Origin of the sequence: Chelatococcus composti (assembly GCF_014201415.1) — a bacterium.
Taxonomy (GTDB): Bacteria; Pseudomonadota; Alphaproteobacteria; order Rhizobiales; family Beijerinckiaceae; genus Chelatococcus_A; species Chelatococcus_A composti.
Map to the genome: position 1 here is coordinate 61889 of NZ_JACHEH010000008.1, position 19904 is coordinate 81792.

General features: G+C 67.1%; 18 protein-coding genes and 1 tRNA gene. 9 read left to right on the plus strand and 10 right to left on the minus strand.

Features of this window, described 5'->3' with window-relative positions; all coding sequences use genetic code 11:
* Positions 1-13 precede the first annotated feature (13 nt).
* The 3 genes from HNQ73_RS15925 to HNQ73_RS15935 form a co-directional block, all read right to left on the minus strand.
* Entirely contained in the window at positions 14-301 is a 288-nt protein-coding gene (locus tag HNQ73_RS15925) for a PTS sugar transporter subunit IIB (RefSeq protein ID WP_183336076.1), read from the minus strand.
* 80 nt (positions 302-381) lie between these two features.
* Complete coding sequence (locus HNQ73_RS15930) at positions 382-846, minus strand: PTS sugar transporter subunit IIA (protein WP_183336078.1); 465 nt, start codon at positions 844-846, stop codon at positions 382-384.
* Positions 847-855: 9 nt separating this feature from the next.
* Positions 856-2286, minus strand: a complete 1431-nt coding sequence (locus tag HNQ73_RS15935) for a PTS galactitol transporter subunit IIC (RefSeq protein ID WP_183336080.1) — start codon at positions 2284-2286, stop codon at positions 856-858.
* 309 nt (positions 2287-2595) lie between these two features.
* On the opposite strand from HNQ73_RS15935, the gene HNQ73_RS15940 reads away from it, so the two are divergent.
* On the plus strand, positions 2596-3606 hold the full coding sequence (locus HNQ73_RS15940) for a sugar-binding transcriptional regulator (protein ID WP_183336081.1): 1011 nt from the start codon (positions 2596-2598) through the stop codon (positions 3604-3606).
* 16 nt (positions 3607-3622) lie between these two features.
* On the opposite strand, the gene HNQ73_RS15945 is transcribed toward HNQ73_RS15940, so the two are convergent.
* On the minus strand, positions 3623-4678 hold the full coding sequence (locus tag HNQ73_RS15945) for a LacI family DNA-binding transcriptional regulator (protein WP_183336083.1): 1056 nt from the start codon (positions 4676-4678) through the stop codon (positions 3623-3625).
* Between the two features lie 191 nt (positions 4679-4869).
* Between HNQ73_RS15945 and HNQ73_RS15950 the strand changes: the two genes are divergently transcribed.
* The 4 genes from HNQ73_RS15950 (at position 4870) to HNQ73_RS15965 (ending at position 10273) form a co-directional block, all read left to right on the plus strand.
* Entirely contained in the window at positions 4870-5898 is a 1029-nt protein-coding gene (locus HNQ73_RS15950; RefSeq protein WP_183336085.1) for an ABC transporter substrate-binding protein, read from the plus strand.
* A gap of 232 nt (positions 5899-6130) precedes the next feature.
* The gene (locus tag HNQ73_RS15955; RefSeq protein WP_183336088.1) at positions 6131-8371 is read left to right on the plus strand and encodes an ABC transporter permease; all 2241 of its coding nucleotides are present in this window, start codon (positions 6131-6133) and stop codon (positions 8369-8371) included.
* Entirely contained in the window at positions 8368-9429 is a 1062-nt protein-coding gene (locus HNQ73_RS15960) for an ABC transporter ATP-binding protein (protein WP_183336090.1), read from the plus strand. Before HNQ73_RS15955 ends, HNQ73_RS15960 begins: the two co-directional genes overlap by 4 nt.
* A 34-nt stretch (positions 9430-9463) precedes the next feature.
* Complete coding sequence (locus HNQ73_RS15965; protein ID WP_183336092.1) at positions 9464-10273, plus strand: inositol monophosphatase family protein; 810 nt, start codon at positions 9464-9466, stop codon at positions 10271-10273.
* A 5-nt stretch (positions 10274-10278) separates the two neighbouring features.
* Here the strand turns inward: HNQ73_RS15965 and HNQ73_RS15970 are convergent, their stop codons facing one another.
* From HNQ73_RS15970 to hemA, 5 genes are all read right to left on the minus strand, one after another.
* Positions 10279-11058, minus strand: a complete 780-nt coding sequence (locus HNQ73_RS15970) for a bestrophin-like domain (protein WP_183336094.1) — start codon at positions 11056-11058, stop codon at positions 10279-10281.
* Positions 11059-11128: 70 nt separating this feature from the next.
* Positions 11129-11419, minus strand: a complete 291-nt coding sequence (locus HNQ73_RS15975) for a hypothetical protein (protein ID WP_183336096.1) — start codon at positions 11417-11419, stop codon at positions 11129-11131.
* Positions 11420-11880: 461 nt separating this feature from the next.
* A complete protein-coding gene (locus HNQ73_RS15980; protein WP_183336098.1) occupies positions 11881-13422 on the minus strand; it encodes a calcium-binding protein in 1542 nt (513 codons plus the stop codon).
* Positions 13423-14335: 913 nt separating this feature from the next.
* Positions 14336-14410: transfer RNA gene (locus HNQ73_RS15985), tRNA-Thr, on the minus strand.
* A 123-nt stretch (positions 14411-14533) separates the two neighbouring features.
* On the minus strand, positions 14534-15760 hold the full coding sequence (hemA, locus tag HNQ73_RS15990; protein ID WP_183336100.1) for a 5-aminolevulinate synthase: 1227 nt from the start codon (positions 15758-15760) through the stop codon (positions 14534-14536).
* Between the two features lie 275 nt (positions 15761-16035).
* On the opposite strand from hemA, the gene HNQ73_RS15995 reads away from it, so the two are divergent.
* Both HNQ73_RS15995 and murA read left to right on the plus strand, forming a co-directional pair.
* A complete protein-coding gene (locus HNQ73_RS15995; protein WP_183336153.1) occupies positions 16036-16206 on the plus strand; it encodes a hypothetical protein in 171 nt (56 codons plus the stop codon).
* A 45-nt stretch (positions 16207-16251) separates the two neighbouring features.
* A complete protein-coding gene (gene murA / locus HNQ73_RS16000) occupies positions 16252-17541 on the plus strand; it encodes a UDP-N-acetylglucosamine 1-carboxyvinyltransferase (RefSeq protein ID WP_183336102.1) in 1290 nt (429 codons plus the stop codon).
* Positions 17542-17594: 53 nt separating this feature from the next.
* Here murA and HNQ73_RS16005 read toward each other — a convergent pair whose 3' ends face one another.
* Positions 17595-17942 carry a hypothetical protein gene (locus tag HNQ73_RS16005; protein ID WP_183336104.1) on the minus strand — a complete coding sequence of 116 codons (348 nt, stop codon included), beginning with the start codon at positions 17940-17942 and terminating at the stop codon, positions 17595-17597.
* A gap of 211 nt (positions 17943-18153) precedes the next feature.
* Between HNQ73_RS16005 and HNQ73_RS16010 the strand changes: the two genes are divergently transcribed.
* Positions 18154-18603 carry a DUF2948 family protein gene (locus HNQ73_RS16010; protein WP_183336106.1) on the plus strand — a complete coding sequence of 150 codons (450 nt, stop codon included), beginning with the start codon at positions 18154-18156 and terminating at the stop codon, positions 18601-18603.
* Positions 18604-18605: 2 nt separating this feature from the next.
* Positions 18606-19898 (plus strand): histidinol dehydrogenase, encoded by a 1293-nt coding sequence (gene hisD, locus HNQ73_RS16015; RefSeq protein ID WP_183336108.1) that lies wholly within the window; start codon positions 18606-18608, stop codon positions 19896-19898.
* Positions 19899-19904: the final 6 nt, after the last annotated feature.

Below are 19904 nucleotides of genomic sequence, written 5' to 3' on the forward strand. Positions count from 1 at the left end.
CAGGCGGAAGGCTTCAGTCGCGCAGAGCGGCCTCGATCTTGTCGAGCACCTCGTCCTTGCCGATGCCGGTGAGGAAGGCGAGCGTCGTGATCACCGGTTTGTCGAGATCCGGCGGTACCGGCGTCGTCGAGACGACGAGGTCGACGTCGTGGATGAGGCTCGGCACCTCGGTCGCCTTGCACTGGCGGATGTCGACGGTGATGCCGCGCTCGCGCATCTCCTCCTCGATGGCGTTGGCGACGACCGTCGATGTCGCGACGGCCGTGCCGCAGGCGACGAGGACGACTTTGTTCCTTGGCATCTTGTTCCTCCCGTGTCCTTTCGGCGATGCTCGCCGCCGTGAGCGGCGAAGGCAAGGCGGACCCTTCCGCCGCCCGCGCGTCAGGCGCGCAGCACCGCAAAGATGTCATCCGGTGATGTCGCGGCGGCGAGGGCTGCGAGCGCCCCCGGCCGCTGGATGAGTTCCGCCACCTCGCGCAGCATGTCGATCTGCGCGTTCTTGTCGGCGAGGGCCAGCATCATCACGACGCCGACGGGGATCTGCTCGTCGGGGTCGTCCATGCTGCCGAAGCTGACGGGCCGCACCAGCGTGGCGAGCGCGAGCGACGGCGTCACCACGTGCTCCGGATCGGTGTGCGGCACGGCGATATTGAGGTCGCCGCCGAGCGGCAGGCCCGTCGGCATGCTCGCCTCGCGCGCGAGGACGGCATCGGCAAAGCTCTCCCGCACGCGGCCGAGGGCAGCGAGGCGCCCGGCAAGAAGGCTGATGACCTCGCGGCCGGACGTGGCCTCGACCCCGAGGCAGATCGCCTCGGGGTCGAGATGCTGCAAGATGCTGTCGTGCATGGGGGCTCGTCACTCCGCAGGCGAGGCGGCGGCGCCCTTCGCCTGGGCGGGGGCGGGATCGTCGCTGCCGGCGAGCCGCTCCCAGGCAGCCGGCCGACGGTGGAAGCCGATGAAGCACAGCGCGATCACCGCGAGCACGGCCAGAAGGCCGACAATGCCGAGCCCAGATACCGCCTCGACCAACACGTAGGACACCCACAGGAAGCCGTCGACGATGCTCGTGATCTGCGTCGTGCCCTCGGGCAGCGCGAAGCCGGCCGACACCGCGGCGCTGGTGAAGAGCGGCGCGAGCGCCGTCGCGACATAGAAGCCGACTGCGAGCGTCACCGTGCCGATGATGACCATGCGCAGCACGTTGCCGCCAACGACCGGCGCGGCCATGGCGACCAGGAAGGGGATGACTGCGAGATCGGCGAAGAGGATGACGCGGTTGCCGGGCAGGATGATCGACAGGACGATGGCGATCGGCACCAGGATGAGCGCGCTCGAGATGGCCGCCGGATGGCCGATGAGGATGGCCGAATCGAGCCCGACGAGAATCTCCCGGTCGCCGGCCCGCTTCTGGACGAAGCTGCGCGCCGCCTCGGAGACAGGAATGAGCCCCTCCATCAGGATCTTGACCATGCGCGGCAGCAGGAACATGACCGCCGCGAGGTTCATGCCCGTCTTGAGCACCTTGCTCACCACCGTGGCGGCATCGCCCGCGTCGTAGTAGCCGATGGCGCCGAGCACGAGGCCGATGCCGAGACCGAGAATGACAGGCTCGCCGAAGACGCCGAGCTTCTTCTGGATGACGTCAGTGTCGAGGTTGATGGCGTTGAGGCCGGGGATGCGGTCGATCACCCAGTTGACAGCAATCGCGATGGGCAGGATCTGCCCCGAGGCGAGGTGCGGCACCGAGACACCCGGAATCCCATAGAATCGCTGCACAGCTTTGGCCGTCCAGTCGGCAAAGAGCAGGGCGAGCGCCGCCATCAGCGCGGCTGCGACGAGACCGTAGAAGAGGCTGTCGGTGGCCGCGACGACGAGCGAGCCGATGAAGGCGAAATGCCAGAAGTTCCACACGTCGACATTGAGCGTGCGCGTCATGCGCGTCATCAGCAGCAGGACATTGACGGCGATGCCGATGGGGATCACCCACAGGCCGACCGAGGAGCCGAAGGCGATGGCCGCGGCCGATGGCCAGCCGACGTCCACCACGTCGCGCGTGATGCCGGTGTTCTTCACGATCGCCTGTGCCACGTCGCTGAGGCTCGTGAACATGAGCCCGACGACGAGGTTGATGCCGATGAAGGCGACGCCGATGGTCACGCCCGCGCGGAAGGCGCGGCCCGGCTTGGCGCCCATGACGACGGCAATGACGAAGATGACGATGGGGAGCAGAACGGTCGCTCCCAGGGAATCGACGATGGTCTTGAGACCGCTCAGCAGCCCGTCCATGACCTTTCCTCCGCCGGCGCCGTCGTTCCGCCGTCGCGGCGGGCGCCGTTGTTGTGCGTTTCCTCGCGGGCGCTTGTGCGCCCTTCATCCCTGGTTCCGTCCGGCTGCGGATGGGAGCCTTGACGGCCCCTCTCGTGCTATTCCGCGCCGGCTTCTATGCAGCGCTTCGACGGTTTCCGGTGAAGTAGGCTGCCGGCGAAGCGGCTGAACAATCGTGCGCAGCGCGCACACAAGTTCATGATGTCAGCCTTTTTGACTATCGTCAATTCGTGCGATCTGTGCACGATCGTGCAAAAAATGGGAGGGACGATGAGCGAGCCGGGGCGGGGTGATCAGGACCTCATGGTGCGTGCGGCGTGGCTCTACTACGTCCACGGCAAGGGCCAGGAGGAGGTGGCGCGTGATCTCAAGATCTCGCGCTTCAAGGTCACGCGCATGCTCGCCCAGGCGCGCGAGGCCGGCATCGTCAAGATCTCCATCCAGCACGAGACGAGCGAGACCCTGGCGCTCGGCGACTGGCTCGCCGCCCGCTACGGCCTCGAGGAGTGCATCCTGACGCCGCCCTTCGATGAGCAGACGGGCAGCCTCGACGACGAGACGGCGGACCGGCTGGCGCGCCGGGGCGTCGGTCTTGCCGGCGCCAACTACCTGACGCGCCGGCTCCTCGGCTCGCCGCGGCTCACCATCGGCGTCGGCTGCGGGCGCACCGTCTCGGCGGTGGTCGATGCCTTCACCGCCTTTCCCAAGCAGAACGTGCGCTTCGTGTCCGTCCTCGGCTCGCTGACACGGGACGTGTCGCTGAACAATTTCGAGGTCGTGCGCCTCGCCCAGGCCTGCAGCGGCGAGGGCTATTTCCTGCCCGCGCCGCTCGTCGTCGACGAGGAGGGCGATGTCGAGGTCGTGCTGCGCCAGCGCCCCGTCCAGGCCTCGCTCGCCCTCGCCCGCGAGGCGGATTTTTATCTCATCAGCTTCGGCGACTGCTCCCCCGACGCCTTTCTCTTTCGCCACGGCCTGCTGTCGCGGACCGATCTCGAGGGGCTGACCGCGGCCGGAGCCGTCTGCGAGGTGGCCGGCAAGTTCTTCGACCGCGAGGGCCGGCTCGTGGAATGCGGTGTGAATGCGCGCACCATCGGCATCGCACCGGAGGACCTGAAGCGCACCGAGGTCGTGATGCTCGCGGCAGGACGCTCGAAGGCCGCCGCCCTGCAGGCCGTGCTGAAGACGGGCATCGTCAACCGCCTCATCATCGACGGCGAGCTCGCCGGCCGGCTCGTGGCGGCGATGCCGACGCGGGAGCGGCGGCAGGCAGAGGGCTTGTGAAGCCTCGCAGGACCCGTCAGGCTTCGACGGCGGCCCGCGCGGCTGCGCGAGCCGCAGGCGGACGGCCCCGCACCGTGCGGCGCCATACCATCCGCGCCTCCAGCTCCACCGCAGCAGGGCGCCGGGCGGCCTCCTCGGGCGCCAGCCGCAGCCAGGCAAAGGCTTCGCGGGCGATCTCCGCCACCGGTTGCGCGAAGGTCGTCAGGCTGTAGGAGGACCAGCTCGCCTGCTCGATGTCGTCGAAGCCGGTGACGCACAGATCCTCCGGCACGGCAAGGCCAAACTCGTGCCGCGCCGCGTCGAGGAAGCCGCAGGCGATGAGATCCGTCGCGCAGAAGACGGCATCCGGCCGCACGCGGGCCGTGAGCAGGCGCCGCGCCAGCTCGCGACCGCTCTCGTAGACGCTTGGGCCGAAGCGCTCCACCGTGACCGGCAGGCCGATGGCGGCAGCCGCCGCCAGGAAGCCGCGCTCGCGTGCCATCAGGCTCGGCGTGCCGGCCTCGGAATTGGCGAAGGCGAGACGCCGGCAGCCGGCGCGCAGGAAGGCGGTGAGCGCGCACCGGGCCGCCTCGCCGTCCCTGAGGTTGATGCGCAGCGGGCCGTCCTGGTCGTCGTCGCGGTTGATCAGCACGATTCGCTGGCCATTCTCGAGGCACAGGCGCGTGATCGACTTGTCCGGCATGCCGGACAGGATGATCGAGGCATCGGCGCGATAGTGCAGGGCCTGCCGCAGCGCGGCGCTGACGCTTTCGTCGGAGCGGTCGGTGTTGATGACCATCGCCACCTTGCCGGCGTCCTGCGCCGCCTGCGTCATGGCCTTCACGAGGGAGGCACGGTAGGGTGTACCGAGCTCCGAGCCGACGAGGCAGACGATGCCGCTCTCCTTCAGCGACAGGCCGCGGGCGAGGTGGTTGACGTGATAGCCGAGCGCAGTTGCCGCCTCCAGAACGCGTCGGCGCGTATCTTCCGAGACGCTCGCGCCCGGCGTGAAGGCACGCGACACGGCCGAGCGCGACACGCCGGCGCGTTCGGCCACCTCGCGGGCGCTGACGAACTTTCGGGGCGGTGGCATGATGGTCCTGCAGCCGACGTCGGGACGCCTTTTCCTATGCACCGCCTTGCAACAGCGTGCAATGCTGCTGCCGGGATTTTGTGCCACGGCCCGCCATCATGTTGCTTGACATGCCGCGCTGGCACGTGGAACCCTTGCACACGGTTGCAAAGACAGATGCCGCGATACAGCGGCGCGTGAGGGAGGACAATATGCGTTCCGGTTTTGTCGCTGCCGCGGCCGTGGCCGCTGCTGTTCAGTTCACGCCTGCGGCAGCGCTCGCCCAGGGCTCGCTCAACCTCATCTGTTCCGCCGATGTCGTCATCTGCGAACTGCTCGAGAACCGGTTCGAGAAGGACACGGGCATCGACGTCAACATGGTGCGCATGTCCTCCGGCGAGGCCTATGCAAAGATCCGGGCCGAGGCGCGCAATCCGAAGACGGACGTGTGGTGGGCCGGCACGGGCGACCCGCATCTGCAGGCCGCGGCCGAGGGGCTGACGCTCGAATACAAGTCGCCGCGGCTGCCCGAGCTGCACACCTGGGCCGTCAGGCAGGCGGAGAGCGCCGATTACCGCACCGTCGGCGTCTACGCCGGAGCCCTGGGCTGGGGCTACAATTCCGAGATCCTGGCGAAGAAGGGGCTGAAGGAGCCCAAGTGCTGGGCCGACCTGCTCGATCCGGCCTACAAGGGCGAGATCCAGATGGCCAACCCCAACTCCTCGGGCACGGCCTATACGGCGCTCGCCACGCTCGTGCAGATCATGGGCGAGGACAAGGCCTTCGACTATCTCAAGAAGCTCAATGCCAACATCTCGCAGTACACCAAGTCCGGCTCGGCGCCGGTGAAGGCGGCTGCGCGCGGCGAGACGACCGTCGGCATCGTCTTCATGCATGACGCCGTGGCACAGGCGGTCGAGGGGTTCCCCGTGAAGACCGTCGCTCCCTGCGAGGGCACCGGCTACGAGATCGGCTCCATGTCGATCGTGAAGGGCGCGCGCAACCTCGAGAATGCCAAGAAGTGGTATGACTGGGTGCTGTCGCCGGAGATCCAGTCGCTGATGAAGGATGCCAAGTCCTTCCAGCTGCCGTCCAACAAGAACGCCGCAGTGCCGCCGGAGGCGCCAAAGTTCGAGGAGATCCGCCTCATCGACTACGACTTCAAGGTCTACGGCGATCCCGAGAAGCGCAAGGCGCTGCTGCAGCGCTGGGACCGCGAGATCGGCGCGCTCGCCAACTGACGGCGAGATGCGGGTCAGCGTCGCGCTCGCGCGACAGATTCAGGGCGCCCTTTCCCGATCAGCTCAGAGGGGAGGGGTAGGGTGAGGGGCGGGGGCGGAACGGCCCGAGCCGTCACAAACGGGGACGGCTGCCCCTCGCCTTGTCCCTCCTCCCCAGCCGGGAGGGCCGCTTGCTGCCGCTGCCGGCCTCCAGCAGGCCAGCCCGGGGACATTTTCCAGCACGGAACCTTTCATGGAGCAGCGCAACCGCAGAGTGGACATGACGCTCGGCCTCGGGCTCGCCGGGTTCGTGCTCCTGCCCTGGTACAGGATCGAGGAAGGGTTCTACGCCTTCCGCTGGCTGGCGCGGTTTCCCTTCGGCGCCGACGAGGCGCCGGGTCTGGTGCAGATGGTCGCCGAAGGGCGCTGGTGGCTCGCTGTCGTTGCGGCGCTGCTCCTCGCCGCCGCCGCCGTCCGCTTCTTCTCGCCCGCGGGTGAGGCGCGCGGCCGCCTCCTCACCGCCCTCGGCGTGGCGGGGATGGGCTTCCTCGTCCTTCAGGGCTTCGCGATCACCTTCGCCGGCTGGAGCTGGACCATCGGCGAGGCCCTCTTCGGTCCGCTTTCCATCGGCCAGCCCGCCATGGGTGCGGGGGCCGTCGTGGTCGGGCTCTCCTTCCTCTTCCTCTTCTCGGTCGGGCTCGCCGAGCAGGGAGTGATGCGGGGTGACTTCTTCGTCATCGCGGCCATCGCCCTGCTTGTCGCGCTGGTCGCGGTCTTCGTCTTCTACCCGGTCCTGAGCATGTTCGTCGGCGCTGTGCAGGACATCGACGGTTCCTTCGAGCCGTCAGGTTTCCTGCGCAACATCCAGGACCCGGCGATCTGGAGCCTCGACTGTGTCGTGGGCGGCGCGCGCTGCGGAGTCGCCTGGCGTACGCTGTGGCTGGCGGTGATGACGGCGACGGGCTCGACCATCCTCGGACTCGCCTTCGCGCTCGTCGCCACGCGCACGCGCTTTCCGTTCAAGAAGGGCCTGCGGCTGCTGACGGTGCTGCCGATCATCACGCCGCCCTTCGTCATCGGCCTTGCGCTCATCCTGCTCTTCGGCCGCGCCGGCGTGGTGACCACCTTCCTGTCCGACCTCTTCGGCATCGAGCCGGGGCGCTGGCTCTACGGGCTCACCGGCATCTGGATCGCCCAGATGCTGTCCTTCACGCCGATCTCTTTCCTGGTCCTCATCGGCGTCGTCGAGGGCGTCAGCCCCTCCATGGAGGAGGCTTCGCAGACGTTGCGGGCCGACCGCGCACGCACCTTCTGGCGCGTTTCCCTGCCGCTCATGAAGCCCGGCCTCGCCAACGCCTTCCTCATCGGCTTCATCGAGAGCATGGCCGATTTCGGCAATCCCCTGGTGCTGGGGGGCAGCCACGGCGTGCTCTCGACCGAAATCTTCTTCGCCGTCGTCGGCGCACAGACGGACCCCTCGCGCGCGGCCGTGCTCGCCATCATCCTGCTCTTCTTCACACTATCGGCATTCCTGGCGCAGCGGCTGTGGCTCACGGGCAAGAACTTCGCGACCGTGACCGGCAAGGGCGACAGCGGCATTCACCCGGCACTGCCGCGCGCACTCGCCGTCGGCGTGAATGCGCTCGTCATTCCGTGGACGATCTTCACGCTCGTCGTCTACGGCATGATCCTCGTGGGCGGCTTCGTGAACACCTGGGGCCTCGACAACTCGCTGACCCTCGCCCACTACGCGCGCGCATTCTCCGTCTCCCTGCAGGACGGCTCGATCGCCTGGACGGGCGTTGCCTGGGATTCGTTCTGGACGACGATGATGATCGCGCTCATCGCGGCGCCGCTGACGGCGGCGGTCGGCCTCCTGACGGCCTATCTCATCGTCCGCCAGCGGTTCGTCGGCCGCAACATGTTTGAGTTCGCGCTGATGATGAGCTTCGCCATTCCCGGCACGGTCATCGGTATCAGCTACATCATGGCCTTCAACATGCCGCCGCTGGAGATGACGGGTACGGCGCTCATTCTTGTCGCGTGCTTCGTCTTCCGCAACATGCCGGTGGGCGTGCGCGGCGGCGTCGCGGCCATGTCGCAGATCGACGGGAGCCTCGACGAGGCCTCGCTCACGCTGCGCGCCTCAAGCTGGCGCACCATCCGCCGCGTGGTGCTGCCGCTGCTCAGGCCCGCGATCGTGGCGGCGCTCGTCTATTCCTTCGTGCGGGCGATCACCTCGATCAGTGCCGTCGTGTTCCTCGTCAGCGCCAAGTACAACATGGCCACGGCCTACATCGTCGGCCTCGTCGAGAACGGGGAATACGGCGTGGCCATCGCCTACTCCTCGATGCTGATCGTGGTGATGCTCGTCATCATCGCCGGGTTCCAGCTCGCGGTCGGCGAGCGGCGCCTGCGCCGCGAGACGCGCATCGCCGCGCCCGCCGGGGTCAGGCCCCTGCCCGCCGAGTCAATCAAGGAGAAAATCGCATGAGCGGGTTGAAGTCCGGCTCGGTCGTCTTCGAGCATGTTCGCAAGACCTTCGGCTCCTTCACCGCGATCCACGACCTGTCGCTGACGATCGAGCCGGGCACGCTCGTCACGCTGCTCGGGCCCTCAGGCTGCGGCAAGACGACCACGTTGCGCATGCTGGCCGGGCTGGAGCACCCGACGGCCGGGCGCATCTTCATCGGCGGCAAGGATGTCACCATGCTGCCGGCCAACGAGCGCGACGTGTCGATGGTCTTCCAGTCCTATGCGCTCTTCCCGCACATGACGGTGCTGGAGAACGTCGCCTACGGGCTCGAATCCTCAGGTCTGAAGAAGGCGGAGGCGCGCGAGAAGGCCGAGGAGGGGCTGTCCCTCGTCGGCCTCGCCGGTTTCGGTTCCCGCCTGCCGGCGGAACTCTCGGGGGGGCAGCAGCAGCGCGTCGCTGTGGCGCGCGCCCTTGTGCTCGAGCCACAGGTGCTGCTTCTCGACGAGCCACTGTCGAACCTCGACGCGCGCCTGCGCCGGCGCGTGCGCACCGAGATCCGCGATCTGCAGCAGCGGCTGGGCTTCACGGCCGTCTACGTGACGCACGACCAGGAGGAGGCGCTCGCCGTTTCCGACCGCATCGTCGTCATGCACGAAGGCCGCATCGCGCAGGAGGGGCCGCCGCGTGCGCTCTATGAGACACCCGCCTCATCCTTCATCGCGGACTTCATGGGCGAGGCGAATGTCGTGCCCTGCGAGGTCGTGGGCATCGAGGGCAACGAGGCGGTCGTGCGGCTGGGCTCGCTCGAGCACCGGGTGCCTGGCCGCGCGGCGCAGCCGGGGCCAGCCAAGCTCGCCATCCGGCCCAATGCCATCCGCCTCGCGCCGGCCGACGGAGCGGGACTGCAGGGCCTCGTCCGCCATGCAGCCTATCTGGGCGACCATGTCGAATACGAGGTGGAGACCGAAGTCGGAACGCTCTATGTCGTCGATCCTGACGTGGATCGAAGCCTCGCCGCCACGACGCCCGTCGCGATCGGGCTTCACAACCGCGGGGTAGCCATCATCACTGCGTGAGAGGGCGCGCCTCTTGCGAGACAACGAGGTCATCATGACAGTCGATACCGCAGAGGTCGAGGCACGCCTGGCGCTTGCCCGCGCGCTCGCCCGCGACGCGGGCGCCGTGGCGCTATCCTATTTAAACGCACGCGAGTCGCTGGTCGTCGAGAGCAAGGCCAACCCGCAGGATGTCGTCTCCGTCGCCGACCGCCGGGTCGAGGAGGCGCTGCGTGCGCGCATCGCCGAGGCCCACCCGGCGGATGGCGTGCTGGGCGAGGAGTACGGACTTTCCGAAGGCACGTCCGGCTTCACCTGGGTGCTCGACCCCATCGACGGCACCAGCCCCTTCGTCAACGGTATGCCAAGCTGGTGCGTGTCCATTGCGGTGCTTGCTGGCGACGAGCCGGTGGTCGGCGTCATCTACGCGCCCTGCACGGATGAGCTTTATGCCGCGGGCAAGGGGCAGGGGGCGACGCTCAACGATGCCCCCGTGAAGGTGGCCTCCGGCCGCTCCCTCCGCGACGGCGTCGTCGGCCTTGGCGCCAACCACCACGTTCCGCCGGCGGAATTTGCCGGCGTCGTCGAGCGGCTGCTGGGCATGGGCGGCAATTTCGTCCGCAACGGCTCGGGCGCGCTCATGCTGGCCTATGTCGCGGCGGGGCGCCTCGTCGGCTATTACGAGCCCTACATGCATGCGTGGGATTGTCTCGCCGGCTATTGCCTCGTGGCTGAGGCGGGCGGTGCACTGCTGCCGTTCCCGGTGGCGGACGGGGCGCTGACGCGCGGCGCGCCCGTGATGGCCGCCACGCCCGATGTCGTCGCCGATCTGCGCCGGATCGCCGGCCTGCCGCAGCTGGCGTGACCTGCTCAGTACTGTCTGATGTGCGCCAGGGCCCGCACGATGGGGTCTGGGCTGACGTTCTGATGCCCGCGGAACGGATAGTCCAGGATGACGAGCAATGCGATGAGCAGGGCAATCGCCGCCGCATAGCCTGCCTTGGGCACGACGAGGTTCCAGTCGAAGCGGAAGAGCAGCGCCTCGGCGGCCAGCATCACGATGAGGCAGCCGAGCACCTGCCAGAAGATGTCCGGCAGCCCCGTCGCGGCCGCGCCAAGACGCATGGAGCGGACATCGACGAGTTCGTCCATCGCGTCGTCGATCGCCTCGCGCGTTGTGGCGTCGATGTCCATACGCTTGTGCACGGCGTGGACGCGGTCGATGAGCTCCTTGAAGAGCGCCTGCGTCTGCGAGCTCTCGCGCCCATCCTTCAGCGCCGGCCACTCATGGGAGACGATGGATTCGCCATAGGCTTTCAGTGCTGCGCGAGCCGGCGCGGCCTCGGGACCGAGGCGGCGCAGGGCACGGTCGAGCTGCGTGATCTCGGTCGCCTCACGCTGCACAAGGATCTCGGCCTCCCGGTATCGGTTGAGCGCCTGCAGCAGTGTGAAGGCCGTGAAGACGGCGATGACCGGGCCGATGAGCTTGAAGGCGTCGAGCGCGAATCCAGCCCGTTCCGACGCCTTCTCCTGCTTGAGGAGGCGCGTGCCGATGAGCGGCAGCAGGACTGACGCGACGATGGCGATGCCGACGAAGATGGCGATGATCGTGCCGTTGGAGAAGCGATAGATCACGTCGAAAAGAGGCATGGCGCACTCCTGCCGTCATCGCTTGCGACACTCTGCGCCAATCGTCGTTACCACACCATAGGCAGGTTCCTCAGTTGACGGACAGGGCTCCCAGCTTGTCGCGCAGGGAACCGAAAATCTCGCGGATGCGCTGCCGGGTGATGGTCGAGGCTTCGGCCGCCCGGTCGAGCTGGTAGTCGCGTGCCTGCTGCTCGGCTCGAAAGTGATGCTCATCGAGACGGGCCTCGATCAGGTCGAGCAGCCGTAAAGGGTCGCCGCCCTGGGCCTTCAGGGCCCGGGCCAGCGCCTCGACTGTCTCGAGGAGAGCGGCGGTGACGAAGCCTTCGGCCATGAGGGCCGGCGGGATCGGTGGTTCACGCAAGAGCTGCACTCCTTCCTACGTCGGACGTCGGTATGCTGTCCCGGTGCCGGTGCGGGTTCCTTGCTGGCAGGGAGCGCGGCGTCCGTGTCCCGCGCGGGGGGGCTGACCGTACGAGGGGTGGCCTGATCGCGGAAAGGTCCGCGGGGCAACGATGGATGCCCCTCCGGGGTTCCGCGACGTTCATGGACGGCGGCTGTTGGCCCGCGCCTTGTGCGGCGGCGCGTGCCGGGCCGTGCCTGTGCGCCCTCCCCGTTGTCGTCCGAGGGCGGGTCGAGTCCGATCGATGTGCGCTTCATACGTCATGGTGCGATCCCCCCGATCGCAGAGCCCGCCACCTTCCCATGGAGGTGGTAACCAGTACTGAAATATAGAAGATGAACCTTGCCTGAAGGCATCGGCGGCGCGGCGGAGAAAGGGCCGGCGGTTTCGCCGCCGGCCCTGCATTGACTCCGGGTCGTCCCTCACGCGATGAGGAGGCTGCTCTCGAGCGTCTCCTTGCTGATGCCGAAGATGGCGATCTGCGTGCCGGCGTAGTCGAAATAGACCCCGCCGCCGGTGTCGATGAAGTAGGCGCCGGCCTCGGCCACGCTGGTGAAGCCGAAGCCCTGCATGCTCACGTAGTCAGCTTCGCCTCCGACATTGAAGTCCATCACGCGGCTGAGGCCTTCTCCAGGCCGGAAGACGAAGACATCCTGCCCGCCCTGGCCGTACAGCCAATCGTCGCCCGCACCGCCGGCGAGCGTATCGTTGCCACTTGCACCGATCAGGGTATCGTTGTCGGCGCCGCCCTCCAGCAGGTCGTCGCCGCCCCCGCCGTGAAGCTCGTCATTGCCGTTTCCGCCGGCAAGGTAGTCGTTGCCTTCGTGTCCGGCCATGACATCGTTACCGTCGCCGCCCAGCAGCGTGTCGTTGCCCGCTTCGCCGTAGAAGAGGTCGTTGCCAGCCCCGCCTTCCATGTAGTCGGCGCCTGCCCCACCCAGGAGTGTGTCATGGCCGGCTTGGCCGAACAGCCAGTCGTCGCCCGCGGCCCCGTCGAGCCAGTCGTTGCCTTCACCGCCGATCAGGGTGTCGTTGCCGTCGCCACCCGAGATGACGTCGTTGCCCGTGCTGCCGAAAATCGTGTCATCTCCGTAGCCACCTGCGATGGAGTCGTTGCCGCCACCGCCACTGAGGAGATCGTTACCGCCGCCGCCGTCCATATAGTCGCCGGTGTCCCCGCCGAGCACCGTGTCCGGAGTGCCTGACGTGTCGGTGAGGCCGAAATCTTCGGCTGTAAACTGGTTGAGCGCGCGATTCTTGACGGTGAGCGTCTGGCCGGCGCCGAAGGTAAAGACGGTGTCGCTATCGATCTGCTGCGCCGTCGCCATGACAGCGGCGAAGGTCGTCAGACCGGTAGCGGACACGTCGATCACATCACGGTTGTTGCTCACGGATGAGAAGTCCGTAATTGTATCGACCCCGCCTTGATAGACGAAGACGTCGTTACCAGTCCCGCCAGTGAGCTTGTTGCTGCCGCTGCCGCCGAGAATTGTGTCGTTGCCTGCTCCGCCGTCGATTTCGTCATCTCCGTCGTTGCCGTAGAGCAGGTCATCTCCGGAGTTGCCGAGGATGGTGTCGTTCCCGTCCTGGCCTCGCACGGTGTCGTTGCCGCCGAGTGCGTCGATCAGATGTCCGCCGGGAGCATCGTCGTAATTGTCGTCGCCCTCTGTCAGGGTCGAACTCGTATCCTCTGTCAGGAGCAACATTTCCGCTGTCAGCTGGGCCTTGCTGAAGTTCTCGAGCGTCAGCGTGTTGCCGGTTCCGAAATCGAAGACGAGATTACCATTGTAGTCCGACGCGATATTGAGGATCGCAGCCAGACTCATGTAACCCATCGGCCGCAGATCGAGATAGTCTACAGTCGAGAAGTCCGTGATCACATCGTTGCCGCCGGAGGCGCGGATGATAAAGACGTCGCGGCCGCTGCCTCCATCCGGCCACCGCGGCATCGGAGCCGTAGTCAACGATCGAGTCGTTTCCTGCCCCGCCACGATAGGTGCCGCCATACTTGGAGACGCGGATGACGTCGTTCAGGTTGCCGTCCGTGAAGTCGATAGCATAGGTTAGCGTATTGAGGTACGCGTAGTTTACTGCGTTATGTTGGCCTATTATCTTCTCGATGCCATAGACGTTGGCCCTGGAGCCGCTATATGATCTAAGGGTGAAATAGTCGCCGTAAGACGAAAATTCGATCCAGCCAGTACAGGCGCTGGATGACATCCTGGAGGAAAAGTCGAGCGTGTCGATTCCAGATCCGCCATATATTATAATTCCGTTTGGAATGGATTGAGCTCTATTGAGTACATAAATTATGTCGTTACCGCCTAGAGCATAGTGCTGACCGACAACCGTCAGATTAATCTCAGCAATATCGTCGCCTGCAGTCGACATTTTTATATCTCCACAATTGTGAGTTGGAGAAATGTATATATTGGTATGATTGCAAGTAATCGGCGCGCGGCGCCCGTCGTTCCGCCCTCTGGTTGACGGATACGAATCGCAGTTCAGAATTTATGCGGAAGAGCTTGGCAGGGGAATCGGGCGCCGGTGCTTCTTGAATGCATCCAGTGCCTAATTCTTATATGTCCTAAATTTTATTAATCTTTTTATAATTGCAGAATGTGGTTGATCCGCGCGTTCATCAGAAAATGCTGGCGCGCCCGGGGCAACGCGGCACCCGCCACCCACAATCGCCACCCACAATCACACGGTCGGGCCCTGGTGCCACATCAGGGCGCGCGCCCGTGAATAAAAGCGGAAGTCCGCGTGTCAAAAACGTGCCAAAATACCTGAATGCTCTTGCAATGTTCTGCATCGCGCTGCGCAAACACGATTGCAGCGCGGCGTAAATTTCCCCTGGTTTTTCAGGCTGTTGGCTGGTGCTGCCGGCGAGGATTGAACTCGCGACCTCTCCCTTACCAAGGGAGTGCTCTACCACTGAGCTACGGCAGCGGGGCCCCGAGGGGGCAGAAGCGCGCGGACACTGCCACAAGGGGGGCGCCGGCGCAAGCCGGGTCGGCGCGGCATTTTTGTCGGGGCCGGCAGCCTGTGGATCGTTGGCCCCGGAATGCGTCCTCAGGCGGCGGCTGCGCGGTCCACGAAGGGCAGCTTCAGCTGCTTCCAGACGGTGACGAGCGAATCGGTGAGGTGCTCGATCATGCCCGCGTCGTGGAACGGCGTCGGCGTGATGCGCAGGCGCTCCGTGCCGCGGGCGACCGTCGGGTAGTTGATGGGCTGCACGTAGATGCCGTGCTCGGCCAGCAGCATGTCGCTCGCCTGCTTGGCGCGCTCGGGGTCGCCCACCATCACCGGCACGATGTGCGTCGGGCCGGGCTTGACCGGGATGCCGGCGGCCGAGAGCGAGGCCTTGGTCAGCGCGACCTGCTGGCGGTGGCGCTGGCGCTCCTCGCCGCTCGCCATCAGGTGGCGGACCGAGGCCGTGGCCGCCGCGGCCACGGCCGGGGGCAGGGCCGTCGTGAAGATGAAGCCGTGGGCGTGCGAGCGGACCGCATCGACGATGTTGCGCCGCGCCGCGATGTAGCCGCCGACGCAGCCGAAGCCCTTGGCGAGCGTCGCCTCGATCACGTCGAGGCGGTGAAGCGCACCCACCTCTTCCGCATAGCCCGCGCCGCGCGCGCCGTAGAGGCCGGCGGCATGCACCTCGTCGATGTAGGTCATGGCGCCGTAGCGCTCGGCGAGGTCGCAGATGGCGTGGATGGGGGAAACATCCCCATCCATGGAATAGACGCTCTCGAAGACGATGAGCTTGGGCCGCGTCTTGCCGGCCTGGCGCAGCAGATCCTCCAGGTGCTCGAGGTCGTTGTGGCGAAAGATCACCTTCTCGGCGCCGGAGCGGCGCACGCCCTCAATCATGGAATTGTGGTTCTTCTCATCCGAGAGGATGAGGCAGTCCGGCAGCAGCCTGGCGATGGTGGCGATGCCCGTCTCGTTGGAGACGTAGCCGGACGTGAAGACGAGCGCAGCATCCTTGCGGTGCAGCTCGGCGAGCGTGCGCTCGAGGTCGACGATCGGCGCGCTGTTGCCGGCGATGTTGCGCGTGCCGCCGGCGCCTGCGCCCATGCGCCGCGCCGTCGTGACCATGGCCTCGATCACGGCCGGATGGCGGCCCATGCCGAGGTAGTCGTTGGTGCACCACACCACGACATCGCGCGGCCCCTGGTCGCTGTGCCAGACGGCCCGCGGAAACCGCTCGACATCGCGTTCGATGGTGATGAAGACGCGGTAGCGGCGCTCCTTGTGCAGAAGGCCGAGCGCTTCGTCGAAATAGCTGTCGTAGTTCATGATCACATCCGTCCGCCGCGCCGGCGGCAGACCAAGTTTGGAACCAGTCCGGTGAACAACCGCTGCCCTGCCAGGGCAAGGTTGCTCATTGTCATGTTGTTACTGCTCTCGTTCCACACCATGTCGCGTTGCACAATAGGCCGCATCGCCGCAGTCGGCACCATGCAGCCTGTGACGGGCGCAGCGGCATCGCGGGTGGACGGGCCGAAACCTGTGCTTGTCCTGTGCGCCGATGCCGGCTATCGATCACCCTTCGAGGAACCGGGTCTTCGAGCATGTCGCACGCACTGCCTCCCGACAAGAAGGAGCGTCTTGCCGCGGCGCTGCGGGAGAATTTGAAACGGCGCAAGCGCCAGATGCGCGAGCGTGCGGCGGAAAAGCGCGGCCAGGCGCCGTGCGCCACGAATGAACCCGTGCAAGGCGCCGGGCGCGACCAGAAGGGCTGATCGCCGGCGTCTCGGCCACAGGCCCGGTCAATCGAGGAACAACACATGGATCGCATTCGCATCGTTGGCGGCCACAAGCTGGATGGCGTCATTCCCATTTCCGGCGCCAAGAACGCAGCCCTGCCGCTGATGATCGCGAGCCTGCTGACGGACGAGACGCTGGAACTGCACAACGTGCCACGCCTCGCCGACGTGTCGCTCCTGCTGCGCATCCTCTCCAACCACGGAGTCGACCACAGCATCGCCGGCAAGCGTCTGGGCCAGACGAGCGAGACGGGCCAGTCCATCAGCCTGCGCGCCCGTGACATCATCGACACCTGCGCGCCCTACGAGCTCGTCTCGAAGATGCGGGCGAGCTTCTGGGTCATCGCGCCACTGCTGGCCCGCATGGGCGAGGCCCGCGTTTCCCTGCCCGGCGGCTGCGCCATCGGCACGCGGCCGGTGGACCTGCTCATCATGGCGCTGGAGAAGCTCGGCGCCGAGATCGACATCGACGGCGGCTATGCTGTCGCCCGTGCACCGAAGGGCCTCAGGGGCGCCGAGTTTGCCTTTCCAAAGGTGACGGTGGGGGGCACCCATGTTGCCCTCATGGCTGCCACCCTCGCCCATGGCACGACTGTCATCGACAATGCGGCGCGCGAGCCGGAGGTGGTCGATCTCGCCGAGTGCCTCATCAAGATGGGTGCGCGCATCAGTGGTGCCGGCACCTCGCGCATCGTTGTCGAGGGAGTGGCGCGACTGGGTGGCGCGGAGCACCATGTCCTGCCGGACCGGATCGAGACCGGCACCTACGCCATGGCTGTGGCCATGACGGGCGGCGATGTGCTGCTCGAGGGGGCGCGCCCGGAGCTGCTGCAGTCTGCCCTTGACGTGCTGTCGGGCGCCGGGGTCGACATCTCCTCCACCAACGAGGGGATCCGTGTGCGCCGCAACGGTTCGGTCATCGAGGCAGTCAACGTCACCACGGAGCCGTTCCCCGGCTTCCCGACAGACCTGCAGGCCCAGCTCATGGCCCTGATGACGCGCGGCAAGGGCACCAGCCGCATCCGGGAGACGATCTTCGAGAACCGCTTCATGCACGTGCAGGAGCTCGCCCGCCTCGGCGCGCGCATCCGCCTCGACGGCGACGCTGCCTATGTCGAAGGCGTGGCGCGACTGAAGGGCGCGCCCGTCATGGCGACGGACCTGCGCGCCTCCGTCTCGCTCGTCATCGCCGCGCTCGCGGCGGAAGGCGAGACGATGGTGAACCGGGTCTATCACCTTGACCGCGGCTTCGAGGCCTTGGAAAGCAAGCTCAGTCGCTGCGGCGCCGAGATCGAGCGTATCTCCGGCTGAAAAGACAAAGACCCGGCATGGGCCGGGTCTTCTTCGAGCGAACCTGTGGTGCTTCAGAAGCCGATGGCGCCGCGCTTCTCGCCGAAACCGGGGATGAAGCAGCGGCAGGGCGTGTTGCGCGGCGCACGAAAGCCGGCATTGCAGTTGCCGCGTGAGGTGACGCATACGCTGCCGAAGCGTTCGCCGCGCGGGGGCGGCGGCCCCCAGCCGCGATCCCAGCCGCCGCGACCCCAGCCGGGCGGCGGGGGCGGGGGCGGCGGGGGCGGCGGGCGGCGCGGCCCCCAGCCTTCCTCATAGCGCGGCGGGCCCCAGCCGTAGGGCTGGGCCAACGCCGGCGGGGAGCTGATCAGAATGGATGCCGCAATGGCGGCGAGCGCAAACAGAACGATCCTTGTCATCATCGTCTCATCCAGGCGCCGCCCGCGGCCTTCGGCCATCCGTGCTTCGGCGCTGCCATCAGATAGCACCACAGGTGCTGAACGGTTCATGAAGGTGAATGGTTCAACCCGAAGCGTCTCATCCCTGCGTTCTCCGGCAGGGTCGGTTGTCAGCGGCAGGTTGCGCCGATAACAACATGGCGAACACAGCCGGTCGGTCGTGGAGCCGTTGAAGATGGAGCCGTTGAAGCTCGTCGCGCTCGATGGGCAGGATCTTGCAGTCCTCTCGGCCCATGTGCAGGACGCCGTCGTGCGCGTGCGCGATCTCGTCTATCTGCCGCGTGAGCGGCGCTTCGCCCTGGAGCTCAGGCGTTACGACTGGCAGGCGCCTCCCGACGTGCCGCCACGCCGGCGTCTTGCGGCCCTGCATTTCGAGCGGGTGATGGCCGCCCGCACCCGGGCCGTCAGACCGGGCGATCCCGATGCCGTGCTCAGCCTGCTGGCCGCCACCTTCGAGGAGCGGGATGCGCCCGGTGGCACGGTCACGCTGCACTTTTCCGGCGGCGCCGCCATTGCGCTCGACGTCGAGTGCATCGAGGCGCAGCTCAAGGATCTGGGACCGGCCTGGGAGGCCATCAGCCGACCCTACCATCCCCTCGACGACGAAGACGAAAGGCAGGCCTGACGATGGCGCTGAGGATCGATAGCCGCGCTCCCGATTTCGAGGAGGCCCTCGGGCGCCTGCTCGCGATGAAGCGCGAGGTCTCGCAGGACGTCGACGAGGCCGTGCGCGCCATCATTGCCGAGGTGGCGGAGCGCGGCGATGCCGCCGTCATCGACTACACGCGCCGTTTCGACGGCCTGGAGCTGACGCCCGAGACGCTGCGCGTCACGCCCGCCGAGATCGAGGAGGCGCTCGCCCGCTGCGACGCGAAGACGCTCGCCTCGCTCGAGACGGCCAAGGCTCGCATCGAGGCCTTCCACCGACGCCAGCGCCCCGAGGATGTTACCTTCACGGACGATCTCGGTGTCGGCCTCGGCTGGCGGTGGACGGCCATCGAGGCCGTCGGCCTCTACGTGCCGGGCGGCACGGCGAGCTATCCGTCCTCCGTGCTGATGAATGCCGTGCCGGCCAAGGTGGCCGGCGTGCCGCGCATCGTCATGGTGGTGCCGTCGCCGCGCGGCGAACTCAACCCCCTCGTGCTCGCGGCCGCGCATCTTGCCGGCGTCGACGAGATCTACCGCATCGGCGGGGCGCAGGCGGTTGCGGCGCTGGCCCTCGGCACGCAGACCATCGCGCCCGTGGCCAAGATCGTCGGGCCGGGCAATGCCTATGTGGCGGCGGCCAAGCGCCGCGTTTTCGGCACGGTCGGCATCGACATGATCGCGGGCCCCTCCGAGGTGCTCGTGCTGGCGGACAGCTCCGCCAACCCGGCCTGGATCGCAGCCGACCTTCTCGCCCAGGCCGAACACGACACCGCCGCCCAGTCGGTGCTCATCACCGACAATGCCGCGCTCGCCGACGCGGTCGAGCAGGCGGTGGAAGACCAGCTCAAGACCCTGCCGCGCGCCGCCATCGCCGGCGCGAGCTGGCGCGACTTCGGCGCGGTGATCGTCGTCGGGCGTCTCGCGGAGGCGCTGCCCATCGTTGACCGTTTCGCCCCTGAGCATCTCGAGATCCTGGCCGAGGATGCCGACAGCCTGGCGGCGGGCGTGCGCAACGCCGGCGCCATCTTCCTCGGCGGCTACACGCCGGAGGCTATCGGCGACTATGTCGGGGGCTCCAACCACGTGCTGCCGACGGCTCGCTCGGCCCGCTTCTCGTCCGGGCTGGGGGTGCTCGACTTCATGAAGCGCACCTCCATCCTGCGCTGCGGCCCCGAAGGGTTGAGGGCGCTGGCGGACGCTGCGATCGCGCTTGGCGAGGCTGAGGGGCTCGACGCGCACGCCCGCTCGGTCGCGATCAGGCTCAACAGGTAGCGGAGG